The organism is Streptomyces sp. SYSU D01066-1 (assembly GCF_054956795.1).
In genome coordinates this window covers 1-25422 of sequence record NZ_JBUDHV010000055.1, presented here as the reverse complement: position 1 = coordinate 25422, position 25422 = coordinate 1, and the positions used below count along the sequence as shown (strand labels likewise).

General features: G+C 75.0%; 25 protein-coding genes. 9 read left to right on the top strand and 16 right to left on the bottom strand.

The genetic code is table 11. The annotated features are described in order from the left end of the window. Positions 1-64: 64 nt before the first annotated feature. Positions 65-1606: a hypothetical protein gene (locus ACY1JF_RS30865; protein ID WP_462708576.1), complete on the bottom strand. Its 1542-nt coding sequence runs from the start codon at positions 1604-1606 to the stop codon at positions 65-67. A 226-nt stretch (positions 1607-1832) separates the two neighbouring features. Here ACY1JF_RS30865 and ACY1JF_RS30860 point away from each other — a divergent pair, with 226 nt between their 5' ends. The 3 genes from ACY1JF_RS30860 (at position 1833) to tgmB (ending at position 3443) form a co-directional block, all read left to right on the top strand. After that, positions 1833-2120: a YkvA family protein gene (locus ACY1JF_RS30860; protein WP_462708575.1), complete on the top strand. Its 288-nt coding sequence runs from the start codon at positions 1833-1835 to the stop codon at positions 2118-2120. Positions 2121-2239: 119 nt separating this feature from the next. Continuing rightward, complete coding sequence (tgmA, locus tag ACY1JF_RS30855; protein ID WP_215167000.1) at positions 2240-2431, top strand: putative ATP-grasp-modified RiPP; 192 nt, start codon at positions 2240-2242, stop codon at positions 2429-2431. A gap of 16 nt (positions 2432-2447) precedes the next feature. Next, the gene (gene tgmB / locus ACY1JF_RS30850; RefSeq protein ID WP_462708574.1) at positions 2448-3443 is read left to right on the top strand and encodes an ATP-grasp ribosomal peptide maturase; all 996 of its coding nucleotides are present in this window, start codon (positions 2448-2450) and stop codon (positions 3441-3443) included. Positions 3444-3477: 34 nt separating this feature from the next. Here the strand turns inward: tgmB and ACY1JF_RS30845 are convergent, their stop codons facing one another. The 3 genes from ACY1JF_RS30845 to ACY1JF_RS30835 all read right to left on the bottom strand — a co-directional run bounded on the left by ACY1JF_RS30845 (position 3478) and on the right by ACY1JF_RS30835 (position 5063). Further along, a complete protein-coding gene (locus ACY1JF_RS30845; RefSeq protein ID WP_462708573.1) occupies positions 3478-3675 on the bottom strand; it encodes a hypothetical protein in 198 nt (65 codons plus the stop codon). A gap of 502 nt (positions 3676-4177) precedes the next feature. Beyond that, the gene (locus tag ACY1JF_RS30840; RefSeq protein ID WP_462708572.1) at positions 4178-4663 is read right to left on the bottom strand and encodes a hypothetical protein; all 486 of its coding nucleotides are present in this window, start codon (positions 4661-4663) and stop codon (positions 4178-4180) included. Between the two features lie 160 nt (positions 4664-4823). Next, positions 4824-5063 carry a DUF5133 domain-containing protein gene (locus tag ACY1JF_RS30835; RefSeq protein WP_462708571.1) on the bottom strand — a complete coding sequence of 80 codons (240 nt, stop codon included), beginning with the start codon at positions 5061-5063 and terminating at the stop codon, positions 4824-4826. A 133-nt stretch (positions 5064-5196) separates the two neighbouring features. Here ACY1JF_RS30835 and ACY1JF_RS30830 point away from each other — a divergent pair, with 133 nt between their 5' ends. After that, the gene (locus tag ACY1JF_RS30830) at positions 5197-5649 is read left to right on the top strand and encodes a hypothetical protein (protein ID WP_462708570.1); all 453 of its coding nucleotides are present in this window, start codon (positions 5197-5199) and stop codon (positions 5647-5649) included. 16 nt (positions 5650-5665) lie between these two features. Here ACY1JF_RS30830 and ACY1JF_RS30825 read toward each other — a convergent pair whose 3' ends face one another. Both ACY1JF_RS30825 and ACY1JF_RS30820 read right to left on the bottom strand, forming a co-directional pair. Further along, positions 5666-7435, bottom strand: a complete 1770-nt coding sequence (locus tag ACY1JF_RS30825; protein WP_462708569.1) for an ABC transporter ATP-binding protein — start codon at positions 7433-7435, stop codon at positions 5666-5668. Positions 7436-7581: 146 nt separating this feature from the next. Continuing rightward, positions 7582-8127 carry a hypothetical protein gene (locus tag ACY1JF_RS30820; RefSeq protein ID WP_462708568.1) on the bottom strand — a complete coding sequence of 182 codons (546 nt, stop codon included), beginning with the start codon at positions 8125-8127 and terminating at the stop codon, positions 7582-7584. A gap of 516 nt (positions 8128-8643) precedes the next feature. Here ACY1JF_RS30820 and ACY1JF_RS30815 point away from each other — a divergent pair. After that, the gene (locus ACY1JF_RS30815; RefSeq protein ID WP_462708567.1) at positions 8644-8871 is read left to right on the top strand and encodes a DUF397 domain-containing protein; all 228 of its coding nucleotides are present in this window, start codon (positions 8644-8646) and stop codon (positions 8869-8871) included. Between the two features lie 125 nt (positions 8872-8996). After that, on the top strand, positions 8997-9920 hold the full coding sequence (locus tag ACY1JF_RS30810; protein ID WP_462708566.1) for a helix-turn-helix domain-containing protein: 924 nt from the start codon (positions 8997-8999) through the stop codon (positions 9918-9920). A 337-nt stretch (positions 9921-10257) separates the two neighbouring features. On the opposite strand, the gene ACY1JF_RS30805 is transcribed toward ACY1JF_RS30810, so the two are convergent. From ACY1JF_RS30805 to ACY1JF_RS30780, 6 genes are all read right to left on the bottom strand, one after another. Continuing rightward, positions 10258-11076 (bottom strand): SAM-dependent methyltransferase, encoded by an 819-nt coding sequence (locus ACY1JF_RS30805; protein WP_462708587.1) that lies wholly within the window; start codon positions 11074-11076, stop codon positions 10258-10260. Between the two features lie 144 nt (positions 11077-11220). Continuing rightward, positions 11221-12495 (bottom strand): ABC transporter substrate-binding protein, encoded by a 1275-nt coding sequence (locus tag ACY1JF_RS30800; protein ID WP_462708565.1) that lies wholly within the window; start codon positions 12493-12495, stop codon positions 11221-11223. Further along, entirely contained in the window at positions 12492-13628 is a 1137-nt protein-coding gene (locus ACY1JF_RS30795; protein ID WP_462708564.1) for a branched-chain amino acid ABC transporter permease, read from the bottom strand. The genes ACY1JF_RS30800 and ACY1JF_RS30795 overlap by 4 nt, the downstream gene beginning before the upstream one ends. After that, positions 13621-14517 carry a branched-chain amino acid ABC transporter permease gene (locus ACY1JF_RS30790; protein ID WP_462708563.1) on the bottom strand — a complete coding sequence of 299 codons (897 nt, stop codon included), beginning with the start codon at positions 14515-14517 and terminating at the stop codon, positions 13621-13623. Before ACY1JF_RS30790 ends, ACY1JF_RS30795 begins: the two co-directional genes overlap by 8 nt. Further along, positions 14514-15314 (bottom strand): ABC transporter ATP-binding protein, encoded by an 801-nt coding sequence (locus tag ACY1JF_RS30785; RefSeq protein WP_462708562.1) that lies wholly within the window; start codon positions 15312-15314, stop codon positions 14514-14516. The genes ACY1JF_RS30790 and ACY1JF_RS30785 overlap by 4 nt, the downstream gene beginning before the upstream one ends. Further along, complete coding sequence (locus ACY1JF_RS30780; RefSeq protein WP_462708561.1) at positions 15311-16093, bottom strand: ABC transporter ATP-binding protein; 783 nt, start codon at positions 16091-16093, stop codon at positions 15311-15313. Before ACY1JF_RS30780 ends, ACY1JF_RS30785 begins: the two co-directional genes overlap by 4 nt. Positions 16094-16345: 252 nt before the next feature. Here ACY1JF_RS30780 and ACY1JF_RS30775 point away from each other — a divergent pair, with 252 nt between their 5' ends. Then, positions 16346-17017, top strand: a complete 672-nt coding sequence (locus tag ACY1JF_RS30775; protein ID WP_462708560.1) for an aminoglycoside phosphotransferase family protein — start codon at positions 16346-16348, stop codon at positions 17015-17017. Between the two features lie 78 nt (positions 17018-17095). On the opposite strand, the gene ACY1JF_RS30770 is transcribed toward ACY1JF_RS30775, so the two are convergent. Then, a complete protein-coding gene (locus ACY1JF_RS30770; protein ID WP_462708559.1) occupies positions 17096-18370 on the bottom strand; it encodes a PucR family transcriptional regulator in 1275 nt (424 codons plus the stop codon). A 270-nt stretch (positions 18371-18640) separates the two neighbouring features. Between ACY1JF_RS30770 and ACY1JF_RS30765 the strand changes: the two genes are divergently transcribed. Continuing rightward, positions 18641-18967 carry a hypothetical protein gene (locus ACY1JF_RS30765; RefSeq protein WP_462708558.1) on the top strand — a complete coding sequence of 109 codons (327 nt, stop codon included), beginning with the start codon at positions 18641-18643 and terminating at the stop codon, positions 18965-18967. Positions 18968-19138: 171 nt separating this feature from the next. Here ACY1JF_RS30765 and ACY1JF_RS30760 read toward each other — a convergent pair whose 3' ends face one another. Together ACY1JF_RS30760 and bdeA are read right to left on the bottom strand one after the other, a co-directional pair. Further along, positions 19139-22090, bottom strand: a complete 2952-nt coding sequence (locus ACY1JF_RS30760; RefSeq protein ID WP_462708557.1) for a LuxR C-terminal-related transcriptional regulator — start codon at positions 22088-22090, stop codon at positions 19139-19141. Between the two features lie 214 nt (positions 22091-22304). Continuing rightward, entirely contained in the window at positions 22305-23237 is a 933-nt protein-coding gene (bdeA, locus tag ACY1JF_RS30755; RefSeq protein WP_462708556.1) for a bis(hydroxyethyl) terephthalate hydrolase, read from the bottom strand. Between the two features lie 509 nt (positions 23238-23746). Between bdeA and ACY1JF_RS30750 the strand changes: the two genes are divergently transcribed. Beyond that, entirely contained in the window at positions 23747-24622 is an 876-nt protein-coding gene (locus tag ACY1JF_RS30750) for a Gfo/Idh/MocA family protein (RefSeq protein WP_462708555.1), read from the top strand. 16 nt (positions 24623-24638) lie between these two features. On the opposite strand, the gene ACY1JF_RS30745 is transcribed toward ACY1JF_RS30750, so the two are convergent. Then, positions 24639-25175 carry a hypothetical protein gene (locus ACY1JF_RS30745; RefSeq protein WP_215166978.1) on the bottom strand — a complete coding sequence of 179 codons (537 nt, stop codon included), beginning with the start codon at positions 25173-25175 and terminating at the stop codon, positions 24639-24641. Positions 25176-25422 lie beyond the last annotated feature (247 nt).

Here is a 25422-nt window from a genome sequence, read left to right as displayed (position 1 = left end):
GTGCGAGGGGCCCGGCCGTGGGCCGGCGGCCGGGCCCCTGCCGTTCCCGGGGGCGGGAGGGCGGTCAGTCCGCCGTGCCGCGCGCCCCGGCCACCGGGCCTTCGGCCGCCCGGCCGCCGGGCACGCCGCCGGGCAGCAGGGCGGCGCCCCGTACGCACAGCGCGGCCAGCGCCGTCAGCGACGCGGCCGCGGCGACCGCGACGGCCGCCCAGGCGGGGGCGAGGGCGAGGTCCATGAGCCGGTCCAGCCGGGACTCCGCGGCCGTCATGGCGTGGAGCCGGGCGGCGGCGAGCGCCGCCGGTCCCACGACCGCCGCGGCGAACACCGCCCCGCGGGGCCGCACGGACATCACCAGGGCCAGCAGCAGGCAGAGCGCGGACAGGGCGAGGGCGGCGGCGTAGACGCGGGCTGAGGCGCCGCCGGTGTGGAGGGGGAAGTACGCCACCCCGCATCCGGCGAGCACCACCACGGCCAGCCAGGTCGTGAACGACGCGCTTTCGGGCACCGGGCGGCGGGCGGCGCCCGCCGCCGTCGACCGCGGGGCGCCGGCGGCGCGGACGCGGCGTGTGCTCAGGGCGCGTTCGCGGCTCTTGCGGCCGACGCCCGTGAGCGCCGCGCCCAGGCCGCCGTGCCGGGGGTCGGCGGCGGGGGCCCGGGAGCCGCCCGGTTCCCCGTCGCCGGGCTCCCGCGGGGGACGTTCGCCGGGCCCGCCCAACGGGTCGGGGCGTTCTTCGGCGAGGCGGCCGATCAGGTGGACGAGTTCCTCGACGGGACGGCCGGTGGCCGCGGCCCGCACCGCCTCCTTCCCGCAGTGCGGTTCCAGCGGGGTGCGGTGCAGCAGCGCCATCAGCCGGGTGACCTCCTCCACCGGGCGGTTCTCGGCCGCGGCGCGGATCGCCTCGTCGGCGCTGTCGGCGTGGCGCGGCGGCCGGGTCAGCAGGCCGACCAGCCGGGTGACGTCCTCCACCGACCGGCTGACGCCGACCGCGCGCAGGGCGTCGAGGGTGGCCTGGGCGTGTTGCGGTGACCGCTCCAGCATCGTGATGAGCGAGACGACCTCCTCCAGCGGCCGGTCGGCCACGGCCGCCCGCACCAGGTCGCCGACCGGGTCGCCGTACGCCGCCGGGTCATGGTGCCGCCGGGCGGGTGCCGCGGACCGCACGGGCTCACCGGGGTCGCCGGGGGCATCGGGGTCACCGGAGCCACCAGGGTCGTCGGAGCTACCCAGGCCATAGGGGCCACCAGGGTCGTCGGAGCTACCCAGGTCATAGGGGCCACCAGGGTCGTCGGGACCACCAGGGTCGTAGGGACCACCAGGGTCGTAGGGACCACCAGGGTGATAGGAGCCACCGGGCTCACCGGGCTCCTCGAACTGCGGTTCCTCGTCGGCGCGGGGCTCGTCCGGGAGGGGGCCGTCGAGGTGGAGGGTGTCATCGGCGTACGGGCCGTCGGCGTACGGGCCGTCGGGCCGCTGCGGGCCGGGCGCGGCCTCCGGCGGGCGCACCGGGTGGGTCCCGGTGCCGCTGGTGGTCTGCGCGGACGGCAGGTCCACGGAGGTGGCTATGGCGTACTCGTTCGGGCGGGGTGTTGAAGAGCCGGTGGTCATGGTCTTCTCCGTCTGAAGGAATGCGGCCGCTTCCTGCGTCCCCGACATGCGACGCGCGACTTGTGTGCTGACCATTACTAGGCACCCCCGCACCGGCCCGCCACTCGGGTGAGCCGCGCGGATGAGGGGTGCCACGGAGCACCCGTGCACTGCCATATCCGCGCGAGACGGGGGAATCCGGTGGAGGACGCGTGCGTCGCGGCGCACCGGAAGGAAGGGGGCGGGGGTGGATACGACCACGTCGGTACTGGTCGTGGCGGCGGTGCTCGCGGCGCTCGTCCTGGCCCTGGCCGTGGCGGTCCTGGTACGGCTGGTGCGGACCCGGCGGGAACTGCGCCGGGCGGGACTGCCGACCGGACCGCGCTGGGTCTTCTGGGGCGCCGTCCTCTATCTCGTGCTGCCCGCCGATCTGGTGCCCGATCCGGTGTACCTGGACGACGTGGGCGTACTGCTCCTCGCTCTGCGGTCCGCTCGCGGCTCCCTGAGGGAACCGCGCCGCGACTACGGAGAGTAAGGAAACCATTCACCCGTTCGATTCGTATAAGTCTCTGGAAGCCGGCGCGAGCCGGCGGACCAGGCGACGGCACAGGCGGCCCATCGCTTGATCGGCGCAGCACCGACCAGGGAGAGACGATGCAACCGTTCGCGCTCGACTACGCACGTCCCGTAGGGGAGTTGGAGTTCGCCGCTCCGTACGTCTACGACTCCGGACTGCAGTTGAACGTGCTCCGTGACGGACGCGTGGCCGCCGGCGACCACGCGTTGCTGAGGGAGCTGGGGACCACCACGTCCACCGCGGGCTCGAAGACCCACTTCGACGACTGAACACGGACCGTCTCCGATGACCGTGTTGATCCTGACCTGTGAAGAGGACGTCACGGCGGACATGGTGGTCGTGCACCTGAACGAGTCGGGCGTGCCGGTGGTGCGTCTGGACCCGGCCGACCTGACCGATTCCGTCGCCCTGTCCGGGGAGTTCGTCCACGGCTCCTTCCGCGGGCACCTGTCCTCGGGGGGCCGGCTGGTGAGCATCGGCGGGCTGCGTTCCGTCTGGGTGCGCAGGCCGGGTACCCCCGCCGCTCGGGCCGTCACCCCCTCACGGTGGCTGACCGAGGAGTCCTCGCAGGCCCTGTACGGCATGCTGCGCGGCTGCGGAGCGCGGTGGATGAACCATCCGGACGCGGCCCACCGGGCCCGGCACAAGCCCTGGCAGCTGCGGCTCGCCCAGCAGTGCGGGCTGCCGGTGCCGGCCACGCTGATCACGACGTTCCCGCGCGCGGCCCGCGAGTTCGCCGAGCGCTACCCGGACCTGGTGGTCAAGCCCGTCTCGGGCGCGCACCCCCAGGATCCGCCGCGGGCGGTGCCGACCAGCCGGGTCTCCCCCGAGGCGGACTTCTCCGCGGTCGCCTTCGGTCCCACGCTGCTGCAACGGCGGGTGGCCAAGCGGGCCGACATCCGGCTGACCGTCGTCGGCGACCGGCTGCTGGCCGCCCGCAAGGCGGCCACTGCGGACTCGGCCGAAGTGGACGTCCGTTTCGACGGGTCCGCCGAGCCGTGGCGCCCCACCGAGGTGGCGCCGCGGGTCGCGGCGGCCGTGCTCGCCTACGTCCGGGAGGCCCGGCTGGCCTACGGGGCCTTCGACTTCGCCGAGGACGGCGACGGCACCTGGTGGTTCCTGGAGTGCAACCAGTCGGGGCAGTTCGGCTTCGTGGAGGTGGACACCGGCCAGCCCATCGCGCGGACCATCGCCGCGTGGCTCGCCCGGCCCGGTGCCGGGGAGCCGGAGCCGGCCGACGGCCGGGAGAGCGCGGGCGGCGCCGGCGCGGCGGTGCGCTGACCGCCGCCGTCCGGCGACCGGCCCGGCCGGCCGGTCAGTTCGGGCCGGGCAGCAGGGCGGTGCGCTGCCAGCCGTTGCCGGGGGACGGCGGGCGTTCGCGGCCAAAGGAGAGCATCGGACGCATGACGGCCTCCAGTTCCCTGTTCACCCGCTCCGCCTCCCGCCGCACCACCGTGGGGACATCACCGCATTCGGCGACGAGCCGGTCGTAGATGGGGGAATCCTGGAACATCCGTCAATGCGCCTTTCCTGTCGTCCGCCCCTGGGACCCAGGCGCGACTGAGCAGTCTAGTGCCGTGCGGTCTCCCCGGTCCGTCCCGTCCGGTGGCGGCGGCTCGCGGGACCGGCGCGGCGCCGGGGCCGCCGGGTGCCGGACACACGTCACACCGGCGCGGCGACCACGCCCCGGCGGTCGGCGCGGTGACCGTCCGCGCGGCCCGCGGGGCGAGGCCGGCCGACGGGCCGTGGGCCGGGTCCGCGCCCGTCACGAAGGCGCCCGCCGCCACCGGCGGGAACCCGGCGGTCTCCGCGACGAGGCCGACGCCGACGCCCTCCGGTGCCGCCGACAGTGCGGACGGGAGGGCGGACGGGTGTGCGGCAGGGGCGGGAGGATCCCGGCCGGGCCGGGCACGACGGCGGCCGGAGCCGGACGGGCGGGATGCGGGCCGGGCACGGCGCCCGAACCGTCGCCGAGCACGGCGCCCGAGCTGTCGACGCCGGGGCCGCGCTCCGGCTCAGGCGCCGGTCGTGGAGCCCGGGCGGACGATCATCAGGACGGTGACGGTGGCCCACAGCAGGTTGAACAGGCCGGTGGCCATGGCGAGCCGGACGGTGCCGGCGCGCTCCACGGTCCGCCCGTCGGCCAGTCGCTCCAGGAGGTCCTCCTGACCGGGCAGGACGAGGATCACGAGGAGGCCGGCCGCGACGGCGGTCAGCGCGACGGAGGCGATGAGCCAGGCGTCGCCGAGTACGCCCATCGCCTGGGCGGTGACGAGGCCGAGGAGCGGAACGGCGATGCCCAGACCCGCGTAGACGCGGCAGACGCGGTGCAGCAGCCGGACGGCGCCCAGACCGCCCGCCCCGCCGATCTCCCCGGCCGCGCCCCCCGCGGGCGGCGCCGCGCGGCGGACCGCCGGCGGGAACATGCTGGCGGCCACCGTGACGGGACCGATGGCGACGATGGCGGCCAGGACGTGCAGGGACAGCAGCAGTTTTGTCATCGGTCGGGCTCCGGTGCGAGGTGATCGGCGTGGTTCGGAGCCCCACGCTAGAAAGCCGCCGAGTGATCGCACAGGGGCGGGAATGACAGCTTCCGACGGATTCCCGCCAGCTCCGGGGCGGTCCGCGGGAAAAGGACCGGACCGGCGGGCCCGGCCGGGATCACACGGCCAGCGGCAGACCGCTCTTCTCGTCCGGGCCGGCCGCCCCGGCGAGCAGCAGGGCGTCCGCGGCCGCCACCGCGTCGTGGATGTCGGTGGTCCCCGTCATCACGCACAACGTGTAGCTGACATCTGCCAGCTCGCGTGCCGTCGCCGGCCTCTCCCGCTCCGCCTGCGCGATCCGCAGTGCCGCGTATCGCGTCAGCAGTTCCCTGATGACCTTCGAGTCCGGTACCAGCACGTAGCGCCCCTCTCTCGATTTTCACTGCGCCTGCCCGGACCCGGCCGAATCATTCGCAACGTGCGCATCACGGCTTTCGATTGACCGGTTTTCTACGCTTACCGACCATCCGTCTCGATGAACGGATGGCGACATGGCCGAAAAGGGCCGGTACACCCCCGCTTCCCCGGCCCGTCGCCCCGCGTTGAGCAGCCTGTACGGCATCCTCGACGAACGGTGTTCCCCGATGACGCGATCCAGCCGCCTGCTCTGCGCCCTCTACGTCGCCACCAGTACGGGACTCGCCTGGGCCGCGGTCCTGGAACTGCGGTACGGCCCGCTGTGGGCCACCGCCGTGTTCGCCGGCGCCAGCGCGGTACCGCTGATCGCCGTGGTCCGTGAGACGGTCATCGCCGACCTGCGGGCCATGGCCGGCCGGCGGCGCGCGCCGGTACGCCCGTCCCGCGCGCCGGCGGCGCGCGGGGCCGCCGACGCGCTGGTCCGGGCCGAGCTGGACGCGGCCTGCTGCGAACGCTGGTGGACGAGCCTGGGCGGCGACCACGACGCGGGCTGCGCCCGGCGGGTGCCCAGGAGCAGCGCCGCGTGACGGCCCCGCCGGGCGGTCAGGCCGCCTGGCCGCCGTGCAGCGCGGCGTACGCCCCGCCGCGGCCGAGCAGTTCCTCGTGGGTGCCGATCTCCTCGATCCGCCCCTCCCCCATCACGACGATCCGGTCCGCGCCCCGCACGGTGGAGAGCCGGTGGGCCACGACGAACGTGGTGCGCCCGCGCAGCAGCCGGGCGAGGGCCTGCTGGACCAGCGCCTCCGACCGGGTGTCCAGCGCCGAGGTCGCCTCGTCCAGGACCAGCACCCGGGGGTCGCGGATCAGGGCACGGGCGATGGCGAGGCGCTGGCGCTGCCCGCCGGACAGCCGGGCGCCGTGCTCACCGACCAGGGTGTCCAGGCCCTGCGGCAGCCGGTCGACGAATTCCAGCGCGTTGGCGTCGCGCAGCGCGGCGCGCACCGTCTCCTCGTCGGCGTCGTCCATGCCGTAGGCGACGTTCTCCCTGACGGTGCCGTCGAAGAGGATGGACTCCTGCGGCACCACCGACACGAACCGCCGGTAGGTGCGCAGGTCGAGGGTGTTCATGTCGGTGCCGTCCAGGAGCAGCCGGCCGGAGGTGGGGCGCAGGAATCCGATGACGAGGTTGAGCACGGTGGACTTGCCCGCGCCGGAGGCGCCCACCAGCGCGATCGTCTCGCCGGGCGCGACGTCGAGGGTGAAGTCCCGCACCGCGGGCCGCCCGTCGCCGTCGTAGACGTGACCGACGTTCTCGAAGGTGACGGCGCCGCGCAGCTCGCCCAGTTCCGCCTTGCCCTCGTTGTCCTCCAGCTCGGGCGCCTGGAGGACCTCGCCGACCGAACGGACGGACTCCAGGCCCTTGGTGATGACCGGGGCGAGGCTCGCCAGCGTCGTCGTGGAGTTGGTGAGGGTGGTGAGGAACGCGCTGAGCATGACGACGTCACCGGCGGTGACGCCCCACACGTCGTAGTACGAGATCAGCGCGGCACCGGCCAGGACCAGGACACCGATCACGTTGAGGAGCACCCAGGCGGCCGAGCCGAAGCGGCCGTTGACGAGGTCGAGGCGGAGGGCGGAGGTGAGCAGGCGGTCCAGGGTGCCGTCCATGCGGCGCAGCGCCTTGCGCTCCAGGCCGTGGGCCCGGGTGACCGGTATCAGCCGGGTCATCTCCGTGACCCGGGACGACAGGGTCTCCACCTCGTGACGGAAGTGCTCGTTGTGGCTGCGCAGCCGGGCCCGCAACGTGGCGACCAGCAGCGAGGCGGCGGGCACGACGACGAGGAAGACGGGGAGGAACTCGGGGGTGCGCACGGCGATGATGACCAGGCCGCCGGTGAGCACGGTGAGGGCGCCGAGCCCGTTCTCCGCGGTCTGCTGTACGGCCGTCTCCACCGTCTCGACGTCGCGCACCACCTTCGCCTGGAGCACACCGGCGCTGACCCGGGAGTGGTAGCCGATGGAGAGCTGCTGCATGCGGGTGCACAGCGCGGAGCGCAGCGTGGTGCCCATGCGGCGGATGCTGCCGTACAGGAGACGGACGTACAGCAGGTGCAGCGGGTAGTTGACCACCAGGATGAACATGATGATCCCGGTGCTGGTCCACAGTTCGCCGACCGGCCGGTGCTGGACGACCGTGTCGATGATGGTGGCGGTGATCAGGGGCAGCAGCCAGACGGGGCTGTGCTTGACCGTGAAGACGACGACCGCGCCGACCAGGCGGTTGCGGTCGGCGCGGAACAGGTAGACGAGGGTGCGTATGGGGTGCTCGCCGCGGTAGCGGTGGTCGAGCGGCTTTTCCAACGACGACGCCATCGGCGTGGTCCTCCTGTGCTGCCGTGGGTGGGGCAAGCGCTTTCCTACCCGGTTCGGCCAGGAGTCCGCCACACCGTCCCACGCACCGGGAGACCCGCGCCCCCACCCCCGTGGAGGGCGCGGGTCCCGTTCCGGGGCGCGCGGGTCTACTCCCGCAGCGTGCGAGCCAGTTCGGAGGTGACGCGGGTGATCTCGGTGTCGCCCTCCGCCATCAGCCGCTCCAGGGCGCCGCGCCGGGCACGGACGGCCTGACGGGCCGCGCGCTCCCAGACCACGGGGTTCTCCCGGTGGTTGAGCAGCTTGGGGTAGACGGCGGCGGTTCTCTCCCACTGCCGGGCGTCCGCGATGCTGCGGAGCAGCCGGATGATCTGCGCCCGGCAGGCCACCTCGGGCCGCTGGGCCAGCTCCCACAGGAAGGGGACCGTGGCGGCGGTCGCCTGCTCGACGACGAAGCCGTACTGGCAGACGCGGGCGCGCAGTTCGGCGAGGGCCGCCCGGGCGTCCTGCGCATCGCCGGTCGCCACCCGGTCGAGCAGGGCGGGGATGCCGGCGGCGGAGCCGCTGGAGTCCTGGATGCGCTCCCAGGGCACCTGGTCGAGTCCGGGCAGGGACGCGCCCCGGGCGGGGCGGGCCGACGGCGTCCGGCGGTCGGCGCGCTGGGTGCTCGGCTGCGAGGTCAAAGCGGTGCGCATGGCGTGGGGGCCTTTCCGCGGCGGTCGGATCGGGTCAGGGGCGGGAGCGGAGCACCGGCCCGGACGGTCGTGTCCGTGGGAGCCGGGGCGTGTGTCCCCGGGCGCCGGCCGGCCTGTCGGCGGCGCGCGGACCGCGCTCGTGCTCCCGCGCGGCGCGATCACCGGCCGGAGCGGAACGGCGCCCCAGGGCACGGGATCGCTCCCGGCCTGCGGGCGCGGCCCGCCTCCGCGGACGGGCGGACACCGGCCGCACCGCGGTCCGGCCCGGCGCGTCCGCCGCCGCGCACGCGCTCGACGGCCGGGGCACGGGGTACGCGGATGACGGCATGGCGCCTCCCTGATACGGAGTCAGCATGGGGCGTCGACGCGGGAGTTGCGTCACGGCTATTATCCACGCCGACAACGCTCGCGTGCAATTGCACGAGAAATTGCGCGAAAAATCGGCTGGGAGCGCGCGGGGCCGAGAAGCCGCCGTCCGCTCCCTCCCCCTCCCCCGAACACGGCAAGGAGACCACGGTGCCCCCAGTACACAACGGCGTACAGGCGAGTTCGTTGGACGCCAACTGGACCAAGAGCCGGCACAGCAACGCGGAGGGCAACTGCGTCGAGGTCGCCCGGGTGGACGGCGGCATCGCGCTGCGCAACTCCCGTGACCCGGACGGGCCGGCGCTCGTCTACACCCCCGCCGAGGTGGCCGCGTTCCTGGCCGGGGCGAAGGACGGCGAGTTCGACCACCTGGTGTGACGTCCTCCGCCGCGAGCGGAGGTCAACGGCAGGTCAAATGCCCCCTGTCCAGAGGCCGATGCGGTGCGGACCGGCAGGATGGGATAATCTGTTCCCCAAGTCTGCCGGTCCGCTGGGAGTCAGGTATGTCCGCCGCGTCGTCGCCTCGTCTCTCCCGTCTAGAGCCCTATCTGGACCGGTCCGAGCCCGCGCCCACCCTGCTGAAGATGCTGGTGGGCGTCCAGTTGGCGGGCATCCGCGAGGACGCCGGCCTGTCCCAGGAACAGGCGGCCCGCGAGGCGGGCTTCAGCGCGGCGAAGCTCTCGCGCATCGAGTCCGGCAAGGGCCTCAGGCCCCCGACGGAGACCGACGTCCGGACCCTGCTGACGCTCTACGGGACCGACCCCTACGAGGCGTCGACGCTGATCAAGCTGTTGCGCCGGGCCGGTGAGCCGGGCTGGTGGCAGAGGTACGACAAGCGGCTGATGCCGCAGTGGTTCGACCGGCTGGTGGGGCTCCAGGAGGCCGCCGCGACCATCCGGACCTTCGAGATCCAGTACGTTCCCGGTCTGCTGCAGACCGCCGCCTACGCCCGCGCCGTGGTGGAGCGCGGACTGCCGAACGCGCCCGCGACCGAGGTGCAGCGCCGGGTCGAGCTGCGGATGCGACGCGCCCGGCTGCTGACCCGTGACGACGCGCCCCAGGTGTGGGCGATCATCGACGAGTCCGTGCTGCTGCGGGTGCTGGGCAGCGCGGAGGTGATGCGCGAGCAGCTGGAACACCTGGTGCGGACGGCCGCGTGGCCCAATGTGACGCTGCAGATCGTGCCGCTGAACGTGACCAACGCGTCGGCGCCCGCCATTCCGGTCACCTATCTGCGCTTCAGCGGCGCCGATCTGCCCGACGTGGTCTACCTGGAGCACATCAGGAGCGCCAACTTCCTGGAGGACCGGGACGAGACCGAGGAGTACCGGGTCGCCCTGGACCGGCTGGCCGACGAGGCGCTCACCCCGCGCGAGTCGGTGGAGCTGCTGCGCGGCACGGTCGAGCAGCGCTACCCCGCCGGCTGAGCGGGCGCTCCCCCGGCGCCGCTGGGGCCCGGCGTCACCTTCCCGTCGCCTCGCGGCGCCATGCGCGTTCCCCCCCGGAAGGGGTACCCCACTCGCCGCACCGGCCCCTCACCCGAGTAGCGGGCACGTCCGGTACGGGGGTCAGGGACCGGCGCTCCGGCCGGCGCCGGCCGGGAACCGTCGGAGCACACGCCCGGCGCCACGCGGCCCGCCTCCGGGGCGGGCGGCGGGGAGGTGACGGCTGGCCCCAGGAGACTTCCGGCGGATCTGAGCGGCGTCACGACGCCCGGCACGCACCCCCGCCGCTCCTTCTTCCGCGGAGATCCGTCAAAAGCCGCTAGCCGATGCGGCCCACGCCGCCGAACTCGATCCACTCCTTGGTGACCTGACGGGGCACCACCTCGCTGTCCGGACGCCAGGTGGACACCTCCACCAGGCCCGGCTCCAGGATCTCCATCCCCTCGAACCACTCCGCCACGTCCTTCTGCTCACGCACCCGGCCCCAGTTCCCGTGGGTGGCCCGGTCCATGAAGGCGGTGACGGAGTCGCGGACCTCGGCGTCCTCGCTGACCAGCTGGCACATCACCGCGTAACTGCCGGGCGCGAGACGCTCGGTGACCCGGCGGACGACGGCGGTCGGACCGTCGGTGTCGCTGTCCGGGATGCAGTGGAAGACCGAGTTGAAGAGCACCGCCACCGGCTGCGAGAAATCGATCAGCCGCCGGGTGTCGGGGTGCGCGAGGATCTGGTCGGTGGCGCGCATGTCCGCGTGGATGACCGCCGTACGGTCGTTCTGTTCCAGCAGCGCCCGGCCGTGGACCAGCACCATCGGGTCGTTGTCGACGTACACCACCTTGGATTCGGGGGCGACGCGCTGGGCGACCTGGTGGACGTTGTCCTGGGTGGGCAGGCCGGAGCCGTGGTCCAGGAACTGGCGGATGCCGTAGTCCTGGGCGAGGACCCTGACCACGCGCTGCAGGAAGCGCCGGTTGTTCAGGGCGAGCCGGCGCGTGCTGGGGACGACCTTGTCCAGTTCCTCGACCGCGGCGCGGTCGGCCGCGTAGTTGTCCTTGCCGCCGAGGTAGTAGTCGTACATGCGAGCGGCTGTCGGCACCTGGGCGTTGATCTCCCTGGACAGCTGCTTGTCGGCCTGCATCATTCCCCCAGCTTCGAACGGCGCAACTGCACTGGCTTCGCTGACAGTACATCCTAGGGAGCCGGTGTCCACCGGACCCGGACGGTGACGATACCGGTCCGGTCCGCGCGCGTGTCACGGACCGGACCGGCCGTCGCCCCGCCGTCAGCCCCGGGAGGCCAGGTACTCCTCGACGCCGGGCGCCTCGTGGGCCTCCTCGACGGTCACCATGCCGCCCACCGCCCCGGCGTCGGGCTTGAGGACGTAGGTGGAGCGGCTGGCGGGCCGGGAGACGTCGGTGAAGTCCTGCGGGGTGCCCAGACCGGTGTCGGCGTTCTTCTGCGAGCGGTGCGCCTTGACCACGTCCTCGCGGGTGAGGCTGCCTCCCTCGCACGCCTTCTTCAGGTCGGCGCCCAGCAACTGGGCGGCGTTGTAGCCGGAGAGCACGCCGGAGTCGACCGGGGAGCCCGGGTACTTCTTGCCGTAGGCGGCGACCATCTTCTTCACACCCGGCAGGTCGGAGCTGACCGCCGGCGCGGCGCTGACCACGTTCACCATGGCCTCCAGGGCCTTGGCCGCCGGGGTCTTCATCAGCTGCGGGGCGTAGCCGGGGGCGCTGGAGATGATCGGCACCGTCAGGCCGCGGGAGGCGGCGACGCCGGCGAGGGAGGCGGTCTGGGCGGGTCCGGCGCTGATCAGAACCGCCTTCACCCCGGCCTTGCGCAGCGCCGAGACCTGGGCGGACAGGTCGGTGTCGGTGGCCTTGATCTTCTGGCCGACCACCTTCACCCCCGCCTCCTTCCCGGCCCACTCCGAGCCTTCCAGCGCGTTGGCGCCGTAGTCGCCCTCGAAGTAGACGTGCCCGATGGTGTCGCCCTTGGCGACCTTCTTGGTCCGGGTGAGGTAGTCGACGGCGGCGATCATGTCGAGGTCGTAGGTGGTGCCGAGGACCTGGACGGCGTCCTTGTCGAGCAGCGAGGCGGCCCAGGCCTGCGGGAAGGTCAGCATGCTGTCCCGCTCGATGTCGTCGAGCAGGGCGGAGACCACGGGCGAGCCGATGACCTGGGGCAGGGCGACCACGTCGGAGGAGATGTCGGCGTAGGCGGTGACCGCCTTCTGCACGTCGTAGCCGTGGTCCTTGACGACGATCTCGACCTCGCGGTCGCAGATGCCGCCCGCCGCGTTGACCTCGTCGGCCCACATCTGCTGGGCCTGCACGATGGACTTGCCGAGGGTGGCGTAGGGGCCGGTCAGGTCGGTGAGGGCGCCCAGTCGGATGGTCTCGTCGCTGACGCCGGGGCCGGCCTTGACGCCGTCGGCGCCGCCGCCCGCCTTGTCGTCCTCGGCCTTGGAGCTGCAGGCCGTGCCCGCGAGCAGCACGGCGGCGACGGCCGCGGCCAGGGCGATCTTGGTGGTGCGGGGCCTGTGGTGCGTGTTCACGGGGTGTGCTCCTTGGCTCGTACGGTGGTTGCCGGGGGGCGGGGCGCGGCCCCGGGGTCGGTGGGTGCGGGGCGGGTACGGCGGCCGGCGAGGCGGGCGCGGGCGCGGCGGACCAGGCCCGTCAGCCCGTCGGGCGCGAACAGCAGGACGACGACGATCGCGGCGCCGTAGAGGTAGCGGGCGGCCTCGGTCGGGCCGAGCGAGCCGTCTCCGCTGCCGGGCGCGGCGACCAGCGGCAACTGGTCGGCGTAGCGGGTCATCAGCAGGGGCAGCGCGGTGACGAAGACGGCGCCCGCGGTGGCTCCGGCGACGGAACCGAGCCCGCCGATGACGATCATGGCGAGGTAGTCGACGGAGAGGGCGAGGGAGAAGTAGTCGGGCACCACGCGCCGGAAGGCGAGGGCGAGCAGGACGCCGGCCAGACCGGCGTACATGGAGGAGACGACGAAGGCGGCCGAGCGGTACTTGGCCACGTGCACGCCCATCACACGGGCGGCTGTCTCGCTGTCGCGCAGGGCGACCAGGGCACGCCCCGGGCGTCCGCGCAGCAGGCCGCGGGCGGTGAACCAGGTCAGGGCGAACAGGGTGAGGCCCAGGTACCAGAGCCGCTCCTCGGCGCCGAACGGCACACCGAGGACGGCGAGGCCGTCGCCCTGGTCGAAGGAGAAGCCGCCGATCTCCAGCGGCGGCACGGAGCTGCCGTTGAAGCCGCCGGTGACGGAGTCGGCGGTGAGCAGCACGTGGTGGCCGAGGAAGACCAGGGCGAGGGTGGCGACGCCGAGGTAGACGCCCTTGACGCGGCCGGCGACGGGGCTGAACAGGCCACCGGCGGCGCCGGCGAGCAGGACGGCGAGGACGAGGGCGGCGGCGGGCGGCAGCCCGGGGCCGTCCTCGCCGGCCAGCCATACGTAGCCGTAGGCGCCGACGGCGAGGAAGAAGGCGTGGCCGAGGGAGAGCTGCCCGGCGGTGCCGCTGAGCAGGCCGAGGCCGACGGCGCCGATGGCGGCGGCCATGGAGAACAGGCCGATGCGCAGCCAGAAGGCGTCCAGGTAGAAGGGGAGCGCGCACAGCGGCAGGAGGAGGAGCAGGAACCTGCCGCGCCTGAGGAGGCCGGAGACGGGACGGTCAGACACGGGCCGCTCCCTTCGCCGCGAACAGTCCGGCGGGGCGGACCAGCAGGACGAGGACCATCACGGCGTACGGGGCGACGTCGCCGAAGCCCTCGCCGAGGACGTGCAGGTCGGACTGGTACCCGGCGACGAACGCCTCGGTGAGGCCGATCAGCATCGAGCCGACCAGGGCGCCCACGGGCGAGGCCATGCCACCGAGGATCGCGGCCGGGAAGGCCTTCAGGGCGATCTGTCCGGTGGTGCGCTCCAGGCCCGGCGCCGGGAACGCGGCGAGGAACACGGCGGCCAGCGCGGCGAGCGCGCCCGCCAGGCACCAGGCCAGCATGCGCGTCCTGGTCAGCCGTACGCCCATCAGGGCGGCGGCCTCGGAGTCCTCGGCGGCGGCGCGCAGGGACAGCCCCCAGGGAGTGAACCGGAACAGGGCGAAGGCGCCGGCGATGGCGAGGGCGGAGACGGCGATCGCGGCGACGCGGCTGTCGGCCACGGTCACCGGGCCCAGCCCGGTCACCGCGTCGCCCCAGGGGTCGCCGAGGGTGAGCAGGTCGCCGCCGATGCGCCGGGCGAGGTCGGTGAGGAGCACGATGTCGATGCCGATGGTGGCGATGGTGGCCACGTGGGCGGCGTGCGGGTCGGTGCCGATCCGCTGGAGGATGAGCCGGTCCACCAGTCCGGCGACGGTGGCCGTCACGACGACCGCGAGGGCGAGCGCCCCGGCGAAGGTCAGGTCGTCGTGGAGGACGGCGATGAGGTAGCCGCCGAGCAGGAGCAGCGAGCCGTGGGTGAAGCTGAGGACGCCGGACGCCTTGAAGATGGTGACGAAGCCGAGGGCGATCAGGGCGTAGACGGAGCCGAGGGCGACGCCGTTGAGGAGGCTGTCGAGCAGACCGGTCATGCGGCGTCCTCCCCCGTCGCCCCGGTGCCGAGGTAGGCGCGCAGCACCTCGGGGTCGCGGCGGACCTCGTCCGGGGTGCCGTGGGCGATGCGGCGGCCGAAGTCGAGCACGGTCACCTCGTCGGCCAGCCGCATCACCAGGCCCATGTCGTGCTCGACCAGGACGACGGACAGGCCGAGTGCGGCGCGCACGTCCCGTACGACCTCGGTCATGCGGGCCCGTTCGCCGGCGTTCATCCCGGCCACGGGTTCGTCGAGCAGCAGCACACGGGGCTCCAGACAGAGGGCGCGGGCGAGTTCCACGCGCTTGCGGTCGCCGTAGGAGAGCAGCGCGACCGGGGTGTCGAAGTGGGCACCGAGGCCGGTGAGGACGGCGAACTCGCGGGCCTTGGCGAGGTGTTCGCGCTGCTCGCGCACGGCGTGCGGCAGCCGCAGGGCGCTGGCGGCGAACCCGGCGCGGGACAGGGCGTGCCGGCCGAGCATCAGGTTGTCGGCGACGGTGCCCTGGGTGGTGACGATGTTCTGGAAGGTGCGGGCGACACCGAGGGCGGCGATCTTGTACGGGGCCAGCCGGGTCAGCTCGGTGGTGCCGAGCCGGACGGTGCCCAAGGCGGGACGGTACAGGCCGGACAGGACGTTGAAGCAGGTGGACTTGCCGGCGCCGTTGGGGCCGATGACGGCGTGCACCGTGCCGGGCGCGACGGTGAACGACACCGCGTCGAGCGCGGTGAGGCCGGCGAAGCGCACGGTCACCTCCCGGACCTCCAGCGGGGGCGGCGCGTCGGTGCGGTGGGTCACGCGGCCCCCTGACCGTCGGCGGTCTCGCCCAGGTAGAGCCGGCGGACCGCGTCCGTGCGGGCCAGTTCGGCGGCGGGTCCGGACAGGCGGATCTCGCCGACCTCCAGGACGTGGGCGTGGCCGGCGAGGGAGAGGGCCAGGCCGGCGTTCTGCTCGACGAGGAGGACGGCGGTGCCCTGGGCGTTGATCTCGCGGACCACGTCGCCGATCCGCCGGACCATCATCGGGGCGAGACCCAGGGAGGGTTCGTCGAGGAGGAGCAGGCGGGGGGAGGCCATCAGGGCGCGGCCGATGGCGAGCATCTGCTGTTCGCCGCCGGAGAGCAGGCCGGCCGCCTGGTGGGGGCGTTCGGCGAGCCGCGGGAAGAGCGCGAAGACGCGGTCGCGGGCCTCGCGGGTACGGGCGGGGGTGCGGCGGGTGAGTCCCAGTCCCCCGGCCCGCAGGTTCTCGTCGACGCTGAGCCCGGCGAACACCCGGCGGCCCTCGGGCACCTGGACGACCCCGGCGCGGACGGCCGCCACCGGGTCGCGTCCGTCGAGGGTGGTGCCGCCGTAGCGGATGCGGCCGGCGGTGACCGCGCCGCGGTGCAGGCGCAGCGTGCCGGAGACGGCCCGCAGCAGCGTCGTCTTGCCGGCGCCGTTGGCGCCGAGCAGGGCGACGACACCGCCGTGCGGGACGGTCAGCGACACGGAACGGAGGGCGGACAGGGCGCGGCCGTAGGTCACGTCGACTTCCTCGACGTGCAGCGCGGGCGCCTCGTCCGGTGGTGCTTCGGGCATCACGGCTCCTTGGCGCCGTACCGGTGCGACCGGCACGGTTACGGGGGCTTCACAAGCGCGGGTCCGGGCGTTCGGGCGTTCGGGGAGGAACGCGCGCTCACGACAGCACGGGGGCCGGTGGCCGGTACAGCGCCGGGCCCCGGGTCGCTGCGGCGTCCCAGTCCGGGGACGGTGACTCTGTGCGGACGCCCAGCGGGCCGGGGCGGGGGACGCGGGGCGGCCGTGGCGCCGCGGGTGCCGGATGACCGGCGGATGCGTCCGCTGAGGCACGGCTACACCAATCGCACCGCCGGTGACGGCGCCGTCGTGACGAAGACCTACGAGGGCCCGGACGCCGCCGCGCGGCTGCGCCGCGAGCACCTGCTGCTGGGCCGGCTCCTGGGTCGGCTGCCGGTGCCACCGGTGCGCGGGGCGTCCGCGGACACCCTGACGCTCGGCTTCGTGACGGGGGTGCCCGGCCAGGAACTGCTGGACGCCGGCCGTGCCCCGGCGGTCCTGGCGAGCTGCGGCCGGCTGCTGCGCCGCGTCCACGGCATCCCGCCGGGTGTGCTGGAGGACGGGGAGCACCGGGCGGACGCGGTGCTCGTGCACGGTGACTTCGGTCCGCACAACGCCCTGTTCGACCCCGCCACCTGCGAGGTCACCGCGGTGGTCGACTGGGAGTTCGCGCACGTCGGGGAGCCGGTGGAGGACCTGGCGTGGTGCGAGTGGACCGTGCGCGCCCACCACCCCGGACACCGGGGCGCCCTCGGGCACTTCTTCCGGGCCTGCGGCGGGGCGGTGCCGCCCTGGCCGGTGCGCAAGGCGGTCATGCTGGACCGGTGCGAGGCGCTGCGGCGGTTCTGTGACCGGTGGCGGCCGGACGGGCCGGGTGTGCGGCAGTGGCGCGAGCGGGCCGCCGCGACGGCGAAGTGGCGGGAGTGACCCGGCGCCCGCCCGCCACGCACCGGCGCCGGCGGGAGCACCGCGGGCTGTCCGCGGCCCGGCCCTGCCGGTCCGGCCCTACCGGTCCGGCAGCAGCCGCCGTGCGGTAAGGGCGAGGCTGACCTCGACGACGTCGGACGGGCGGGCCAGGGAGCGGCCGGTCAGTTGCTCGCAGCGGCGCAGCCGGTTGAGGACGGTGTTGCGGTGGCAGTAGAGCCGCTCCCCCGCCCGTTGCGCGGAACCGTCGCAGGACAGCCAGGTGGTCAGGGTGTCCAGGAGCACCTCCCGGTCGGCGGGCTCCAGCCGCAGCAGCGGGCCGAGCACCCGCTCGGCGAGGGCGTGGCCGAGTTCGGGGCTGGAGACGACCAGGGCGGCGGGCAGGTGCTCGGTGAGCCTGACCGCGCCGCCACCGGCGGGGCAGATGCTCAGGGCGGTGTCGGCCAGGCGGCGGGCGTCGCCCACGGCGGCCAAGCCGTCGACGGGGCTGCCGACGCCGATGCGGACGCCCGGGGCGAGATCCGTGCCGCCGGGCACCGGTCCGGGCAGGCCGTCGTCGTCGAGCAGGACGATGCCGTGGTCCGCGTCGACCCCGGCGTGCCAGTGGACGCGCCGCCCGTCCGGTACGGCCGCGGCGCGGGCGGCGTCGCAGCGCGCGGGGTGCGCGCCGGCCACGGCGACGACCACGTACCGGCCGTGTTCGGGCAGGTCCAGCGCCTGGGCGGTCTCCGGCAGGTCGGCGATGCGGCTGCTGCCGTCCAGGAGGGCGGCGGCCAGCAGCCGGGCCCGGTTCTCACGGCGGCGGTTGAGCTGCCACTCGACCTGCCGGTAGGCGTCCGCGACGAGGGTGGAGTGCTCGTCGACGAAGTTCCACACGTCGGAGGCGACGTGCACCAGCAGGCGTACGTCCTCGGGAGCGGTGCGGCTCGTCTCCTCCACGAGGCGCTGCCACACCAGGGAGCCGCCGAGACGGAACGCGTGCAGCAGGGCGTCCAGCGGCAGCCCCTGCTCGGCGCGGGTGGCGCCGATCCGCCAGGAGCAGCGGCGGGCCGCCTCCCGGTTGCTGCGCGGGTCGAGCAGCGAGGTGACGCTGTGCCGCAGCGAGCGGTGCGCCTCCTGCCAGGTCCCGGTGGGGTCGCCGGCCATGGCCGCGCGGTAGGCGGGCTCCTGCTCCTGGAGCACCGCCACCAGGCGGTCGGTGAGGTCGGACAGGTCGTCCAGGAGGACGCGGGCGGCCCGGTGCAGGACCCGCAGCGCGTCGGCGTCGATCAGCGACGTGACGCGGCGGGTCCGCGGGCGCGGAACGGGTGCGGGTGCGGAGCGGATCGCTGCTCGTGACCGTACGGCGTGGTGCATCGCGGCCCTCCCCAAGGCTCGGGCTTACAGCGGCGGCTCGCGCCGGGCGCCCGGCCCGTGCGCGGCTGTCCCCTGACTCGTCCTGCCCCGAAGGATGGCATACCGTCCGGTCGGTCCCTAGGTCCCCGGCAGTACGAATCCTGCTCCGGGCCGGGTCGGCCGGTAGGGTGCCGTGATCGTTCCTGGGTGGGGAGTGCGGAGATGTCCACGCGTGGCACGGGGTGGAGCGGGAGACGCGGTCGCGAGGGTCGACGGGGTGCCGTACGGGCGGTGGCGGCCGCGGCCGTCGCCGTCGTCGTGTGCGCGTCGGCCGGCTGCTCCGGCACCGATCCCCAGGAGGTCCGCAACCGCCGGGAGACCTACTGCACCAGGCTGGCCGCCTGGCAGCAGGCCGAACGCGCGGCGGAGGGCGGCGACGAGGTGGCCGGGCACGCGGTCGTCGCCGCCGCGAAGGCGCTGGACCGGGAGGGTCTGGACGTCGACGGCAGCCACATCCTCCAGGACACCGCCCTGGCGGTCGAGGCCGATCCGGCCGCCGAGGGCCGCGCGGCGGCCTACTGCGACGTCACGGGTTTCGAGACGCTGATGAAGAAGTGAGGCGCGTGGTCGCCGGAGGCGGCGATCACTGATGGGCGGCGGTCACGGACGGGCAGGGTCACAAGGGACGTGGTCACGCACGGCCCGCCGCCACGGACCGGCGACAGCCACGGACGGCCGCCGCCACGGACGGCCGCCGCCACGGGTGGGCGTGGCCACGGCCCGGCGCGGTCACGAACGGGCGGCGGTCTGTTCCGACTGTTCCACCATGCGGGCCAGTTCCACCCGGGAGCGGACGCCGAGGGCCGCGAAGACCTTGCGGAGGTGGTAGTCGACCGTGCGGGTGCTGACCGCGAGGGCCAGCGCCACCTCACGGTTGGTGGCGCCCTCGGCGACGTAGCGCGCGATACGGAGCTGCTGCGGGGTCAGCCGGGTCAGCGCGCCCGCGCCCTCGGCGCGTGAGGCGCCGCCGATCGCGCGCAGTTCGCCGCGCGTCTGTTCCGCCCACACCCCGGCACCGCACCGCTCGAAGCCGGCCAGCGCGCCGCCGAGACGGTCCCGGGCCTCCCGCGGTCTGCGCCGGCGGCGCAGCCACTTGCCGTACAGCAGCGCCGTACGGGCCCGCTCGAAGTCACCGCCGTCGGTCTCGTCGTGCCGGGCCAGGGCCGCGCGGTAGAGCGCGTCGGCCTCCTCGGGCGCGGCCAGCAGGGCGCGGCAGCGGGCGAGTTGGCCCGCGGACTGCCGGTCGGCGCCGAACGCCGCCCAGTCGGCGAAGTCCGCCAGTACCGTACGGGCCTCCTCGTGCCGCCCGGCGGGCACCGCGGCCTCCACGAAGCAGGGCACGGCGAGCCGCCACACCGCGAAGTGGCCGCGCCGCGGGCCGGGCAGGACCAGCAGGCCGAGCCGGTCGGCGGCGTCCAGGGGCCGGCCGCGGCCCAGGTCGACGCGGGCCGCCGCCCACTCGGCGAGGGTGGCGGCCTGCGCCAGACCGTGCCGCCGGGCCGTGCTCTGGGCGGCGTCCACATGGCGGGCCACGACGTCCGGGGCCTCCTCGATGGACGCCGCCAGGGCCAGCACCGCGTGGTGCAGCGCCGCCGTGTTGCGCTGTCCGGCCCGCAGCGCGGTGCGCAGCCCCTCCTCGGCGTGGACGCGGGCCTGGGCGTGCCGGCCCGCGCGCAGTTCGGCGTAGGCGAGGTACTCCAGGGCCTGGGGGACGAGCGCGGCCGACCCCAGGTGCCGGGCGGCGGCCAGCGCACGGGCCCCGGCCCGGCGGGCGGCCTCCACCTCGCCGAGCAGCAGGGCGGCGGCGGCCGACCGCAGCAGCGACTCGGGCCGGTCGTCGGTGCCGGCCCGGCGCACCACGTGCCCGAGCGGTCCGGCCGCGCGGTCGAAGCGCCCTTCGAGCAGCGCCCGCATGCCGAGCCGTTGGTCGCCCACGGCGCCCCGCGCCCCCTCGCCGGTGCCGAGCGTGGCCAGGCAGGCGGCCAGGTCCCCCGCCGCCCAGGCCGCGTCCACGGCGGCCAGAACGGCGGCCGCGGCCTGCTCGGGGGCGGGGCCGGCCAGCAGGGACGCCGCCAGCAGCAGGGACTGGTGGGCGTCCTCGACGGGGCCGTCCCGCAGTTCGGTCAGCCCGCTCACCAGCTCGGCCCGCCCCCGCACCGGGGGCGGAGCGGCGCAGTCGCGGGCGGCGGCGAGCAGCGGACGTGCCCGGTCGGGACGCCCGGCGAGCACTTCCTGCTCGGCGGCGGCGGTGTACCGCTGCGCGCGGAGCGGGCCGTCCACCGCCAGTTCGGCGGCGCGCGCGTACGCCGTGGCGCGCAGCCGGTGGGAGGCCGGCGCCGTCTCCGCGGACGCCTCGGCCGCGAGCCGGTCCCCGAGCGCGGGGGACGGTACGGCCTCGGACCAGGAGCGGTGCAGCATTCCGGGCAGCCGCTGTCCACCGGCCTCCAGGGCTTCGGCGAGCGCCCGGTGCGCGTCCCGCCGCCGGTTCGGGGCCGCGGTGGCGCACACGGCCCGCCGCAGCAGCGGGCTGAGGAAGCGCAGTCCGCCCTCGGCGACCGGTTCGAGTTCCGGGGGCAGGTCCTGGTGCCGCTCCTGGTACGGTTCCGATCGCGGCGCCGGGTGCGGCTCCGCCCGGGCGGACCGCAGCCGCCGTACCGCGTCCCGGACCAGGCCCGTGTCGGCCTCCGGGGCGTCCGGGGCGTCAAACGCCTGTGCCGCCAGCGCCGCCGTCAGCAGCAGATCCCGGGCGTCCGGCGGCAATCCCGTCAGGGCCCGCCCCGCCACGGCGGCCAGGGTGCCGGCGTCGGCGAGCGGCCGGGGCAGCGGACGCCGGCCGCGCAGTTCGGCGGCGGACAGGCGGCGGACCAGGGCGTGCAGCAGGGCGGGGTTGCCCTCGGCCGCGGCCAGCAGTCCGGCGCGGACGGCGGGTTCCACGGCGCCGTCGGTCACCTCGTCGAGGAGGGCGGTGGCCTGCGCCGGGGTCAGCGGCTCCAGCCGGACGACGGGCAGGGCGGCGAACTCCGCGTCGACGGCTCGGTGCCCGGCGACGGAGAGCAGCAGCCCCACCCGTCCCGCGGCGTCCGGCCGCCCGGCCACCGCGCCCAGGGCGGCGCGGCCGGCGGCGTCCCAGAGGTGGGCGTCGTCCACGCAGACCAGCAGGGGCCCGCCCCGCGCCGCGGCGCGGAAGGCGTCGAGCAGCGCACCCGGCGTGACGTCCGGACCGGGGGTCCACGTGGACGTGCGCCGTCCGGCGGCCCATCCGTCCGCGTCCGGTTCCCAATCCCGGGCGGGCGGTCCCTGCCCGGCCTCCGGGCTGTCCCAGGCGTACGCGCCCCCACGTGCGCCGTGGCCGCGGGAGCGCTCATGGCCGCCCCGGTCCGGGGGGCGCGTGTACGCGTCCTCCCCCCGGGGCCGCGCCCGCCCGCCGGGGCCGGCAGGCACGTACGGGGCCGCCGGACCTGCGGGGTCCTCCGGACCGGCCCTCAGGTGGAGGACGTTCCCCGCCGTGAAGCCGCGGGCGGCCCAGCGCAGGAGAGTGGTGCGGCCGAGGCCGGGCTCCCCGGTCACGACGAGTCCGGCGCCGTGCGTCCGCAACTGGTCCAGCAGGGCGGCGACCGCCCGCCGTTGCGTGCTCCGCCCGTGCATCCGCACAGCCGGACGTACGATCGTGTCTCCGGTCATTCCCGGGAGGTTACGCGCGCGTAACCGGAGGCGGAAGGGAGAGGTCCGCACCGCCGGACGGACCGCCGTCCCGCCCGACCTGCGCCCCCCTTGGTCATGCCCATGCCTTGAAGTGTGCCGCTGCCCAGCGCGCCGCGCCCGCCTCCGTGCACCCGCACAGCAGCGGCGGCGGCCGCCGAAGGGGCGACCGCCGCCGAAGGGTGCCGGACGAGCGTCAGGAGGTGTGCGGGCAGTTGCCCCGGTACTCCTCGATGGTCAGGCTCGACGACGGCAGCGGGCACAGGAACTGCTCGTAGCGGGTGTCGTTGTCGATGAACCGCTTCAGCCAGGAAATGCTGTACTTCGCGATCGTCGTGTTCGACGAGTTCGGTGAGAAGTGCGTGGCGGCGTTCAGCTCCAGGTAGGCGCGGTCCGTGCTGGACGGCAGGCTGGCGTAGAACGGCTCGGCGTGCGAGGCGACCGGGGCGACGGTGTCCCCGTCCGCGCCGACGATCAGGGTCGGGGTGCTGACCTCCGGCCAGGTCTTGTCGGTGTTCCACGGTGTGAGGGGGATCGCGGCCTGGAGCGAGGGGCGGTCCTTGGCCGCCTCCAGCGTGCCGCCACCGCCCATGGAGTGGCCCATGACGCCGAGCCGGCCGCTGTCGACGCGGGTGCGCACGGTGCTGCGCTGGGTCAGGTAGTCCAGGGCCGCGAGAAGCTGCTCGCCGCGGGAAGCGGGCTGGTCCAGCGTGGTGTTGGTGTCGATGGTGAACACCACGAAGCCCTGCGAGGCCAGCCGCGGTCCGAGCCACGCCATGGAGGACTGGTACGCCGTGAAGCCGGGCGCGATCGCCACCGCGCCGAACGTGCCGTCGCTGGTGCTGGTCGGGTAGTAGATGGTGCCGCCGCCGAAGCCCGTGACGCTGAGCGAGGAAACGGACGTCTCCGACACGGAGTACGGGCCGCGCAGCGCCTCGATGCTGGACTCGGTGGGGGCCGGGCCGCGCTCGTAGGGGTTGTCGGCGGCCTGGGCGCCCGGGCCGGTCAGGGTGGTGAGTCCGACGACCGCGGTGATCGCCGCCGCCGCGCCGGCCAGCCGGCGCCGGGCCGGGCGGGCCGTTCTGCGCGGTGCGCGGTGACCGGCGGGGGTGTGGGGGGTGAAGTGCACGACGGGTCGTCCTCTCTCTCGTGGCGACGGGCCCGGCGGAGGGTCGTTCGGGCACCTGCGCACGGGGAACGCGGCTCGCGGTGCCGCACCGGCCGGGCATCGCCGGTGGACTGGCCGTTCCACTGTCGGCGGGCGGCGGGCCGGCCGGATCGGCAATATCACCGGTCCCGTGAGCGCACCGCCGTCACCGGTCCCGTGAGCGCGCCGTCCCCGAGGGCCTGGGAGCGCGGTCCCGATCGCACGGGCCCCGTTCCGATCGCACGGGGTCCCGTCCCCGATCGTCCCGGTGCCCGCTGTCACCGGTCACGCGGACACCGCCCCGCCGGCCCGCCGGACGCCCGCCCGTCAGGGCGCCCGCCCCGCCGGGGCATCCGCCCCGCCGGGGCACCGCGCTCCCGGACGTACCCGCGAGGGGATGCGCCGTCCCGCAGCGGTGTGGCACGCTCGCCCTCGACCGGGTCCGCCGTCTAGGCCGGCCCGGCGTTCCCGCATCCGGGAGAGGCGGCGGCATGCGTATCGGACTGCTCGGCACCGGCCCCTGGGCGGAGCTGGCGCACGCCCCCGCCCTGCGCCGGCACGAGGGCCTCGACTTCGTCGGCGTGTGGGGACGCCGCCCCGAGGCGGCCGGGGAGCTGGCGGACCGGCACGGCACCCGGGCCTACGACGACGTGGACGCCCTGCTGGCGGACGTGGAGGCGGTGGCCGTCGCGCTGCCCCCGGCGGTCCAGGCCGGGCTGGCGGTGCGCGCGGCCCGGGCGGGCTGCCACCTGCTGCTGAACAAGCCGCTGGCGACCACCGCGGAGGAGGGGCGGGCCGTGGTCGGGGCGGTGCGGGCGGCCGGGGTGGCGTCGGTGGTCTTCCTCACCGCCCGCTTCCGGCCGGTGGTCGAGGCCTGGATCGGCGAACAGGCGGGGCGGGGCGGCTGGTTCACCGCGCGGGCGCAGTGGCTCGGCGCGGTGTTCACCGGCGACAGCCCGTTCGCCGGGTCGCCGTGGCGGCGGGAGAAGGGGGCGCTGTGGGATGTCGGCCCGCACGCGTTGTCCGTCCTGCTGCCGGTCCTCGGTGACGTGCGCCGGGTGGCGGCGGCCGCGCCCGGCCCCGGGGACACCGTGCAGGTCGTCCTGGACCACACCGGCGGCGCGTCGAGCGTGCTGACGCTGAGCCTGACGGCACCGCCGGCCGCGGCCGGCGCGACGGTGGAGCTGCGCGGCGAGGCCGGGGTGACGCTGCTCCCGGAGAGCACGGAGGGGGCCGTGCCCGCGCTGCTGCGGGCCGGGGACGCGCTGCTCGCCGCCGTCCGAACGGGCCGTCCGCATCCGTGCGACGCCGCGTTCGGCCTGCGGGTGACGGAGGTCCTGGCCGAGGCCGAGGCGCTGCTGGGGTGACGCGGGCGGCGGTGCGTCAGCCCTCGTCCGACCTGGTCAGGGCCTCGGTGATCAGGCGGGTGGCGAAGTCGGGATCGTCGGTGATGCGGTTGATGTGCTCCGCGAGCAGGAAGGCGGTGGCCTCCAAGGGGGTCATCTCCTCCTCGGTCCAGTACCCGTACTGCTTGCGCCAGAGGCTGGGGCTCAGGTCGGTGCCCGCGGCGATGACCAGGCCGGCCATGGTGGGGATGGTCTCGGGGGGAACGCTCTTGGGCATCATCCGCATCGTGGCCACCAGGTTGGGGACCACGTACTCGATGACGTCCTTGCCGTGGTCCTCGTGGGCCATCCGCAGCCACCGCATGAACATGTAGATGAGGGTGCAGGCGCCGTCGAGCACGTCATCGACTCCACCGGGGCCCAGGGACGCGGCGAACTGGTCGATCAGCTCCTGCTGTTCGGGGTCGGTGCCGGTCTTGCCGTCGTGGATGCTCTTCAGCCGCGAGTCGATCATCATGAGCGCTGCGCCCACATCGCCGGCGGGAGCGTGCTGGGGGTCGCAGGGCGATGACACAGGGATCCTCCTCGGACGAACACGGTGGGTGACTCGGCTTATCCGTAGCGTAGACGGCCGGGGACGGGGTTGTCCGACGAACCAGGACGAAGGTGAACGGGCCTTCCCGCGCCCGGGGAACGAGCGGTGGGCACGTCGGCGGCGGCTGCCGCAGCGGGTGAACCGAAGCCGCACCCGGGCGTGTTCGGCGCCGTGACGACCGGACTCGGCCGCGTGGGCGGCCGGTATCGCGCCGGCCGCCCACGCG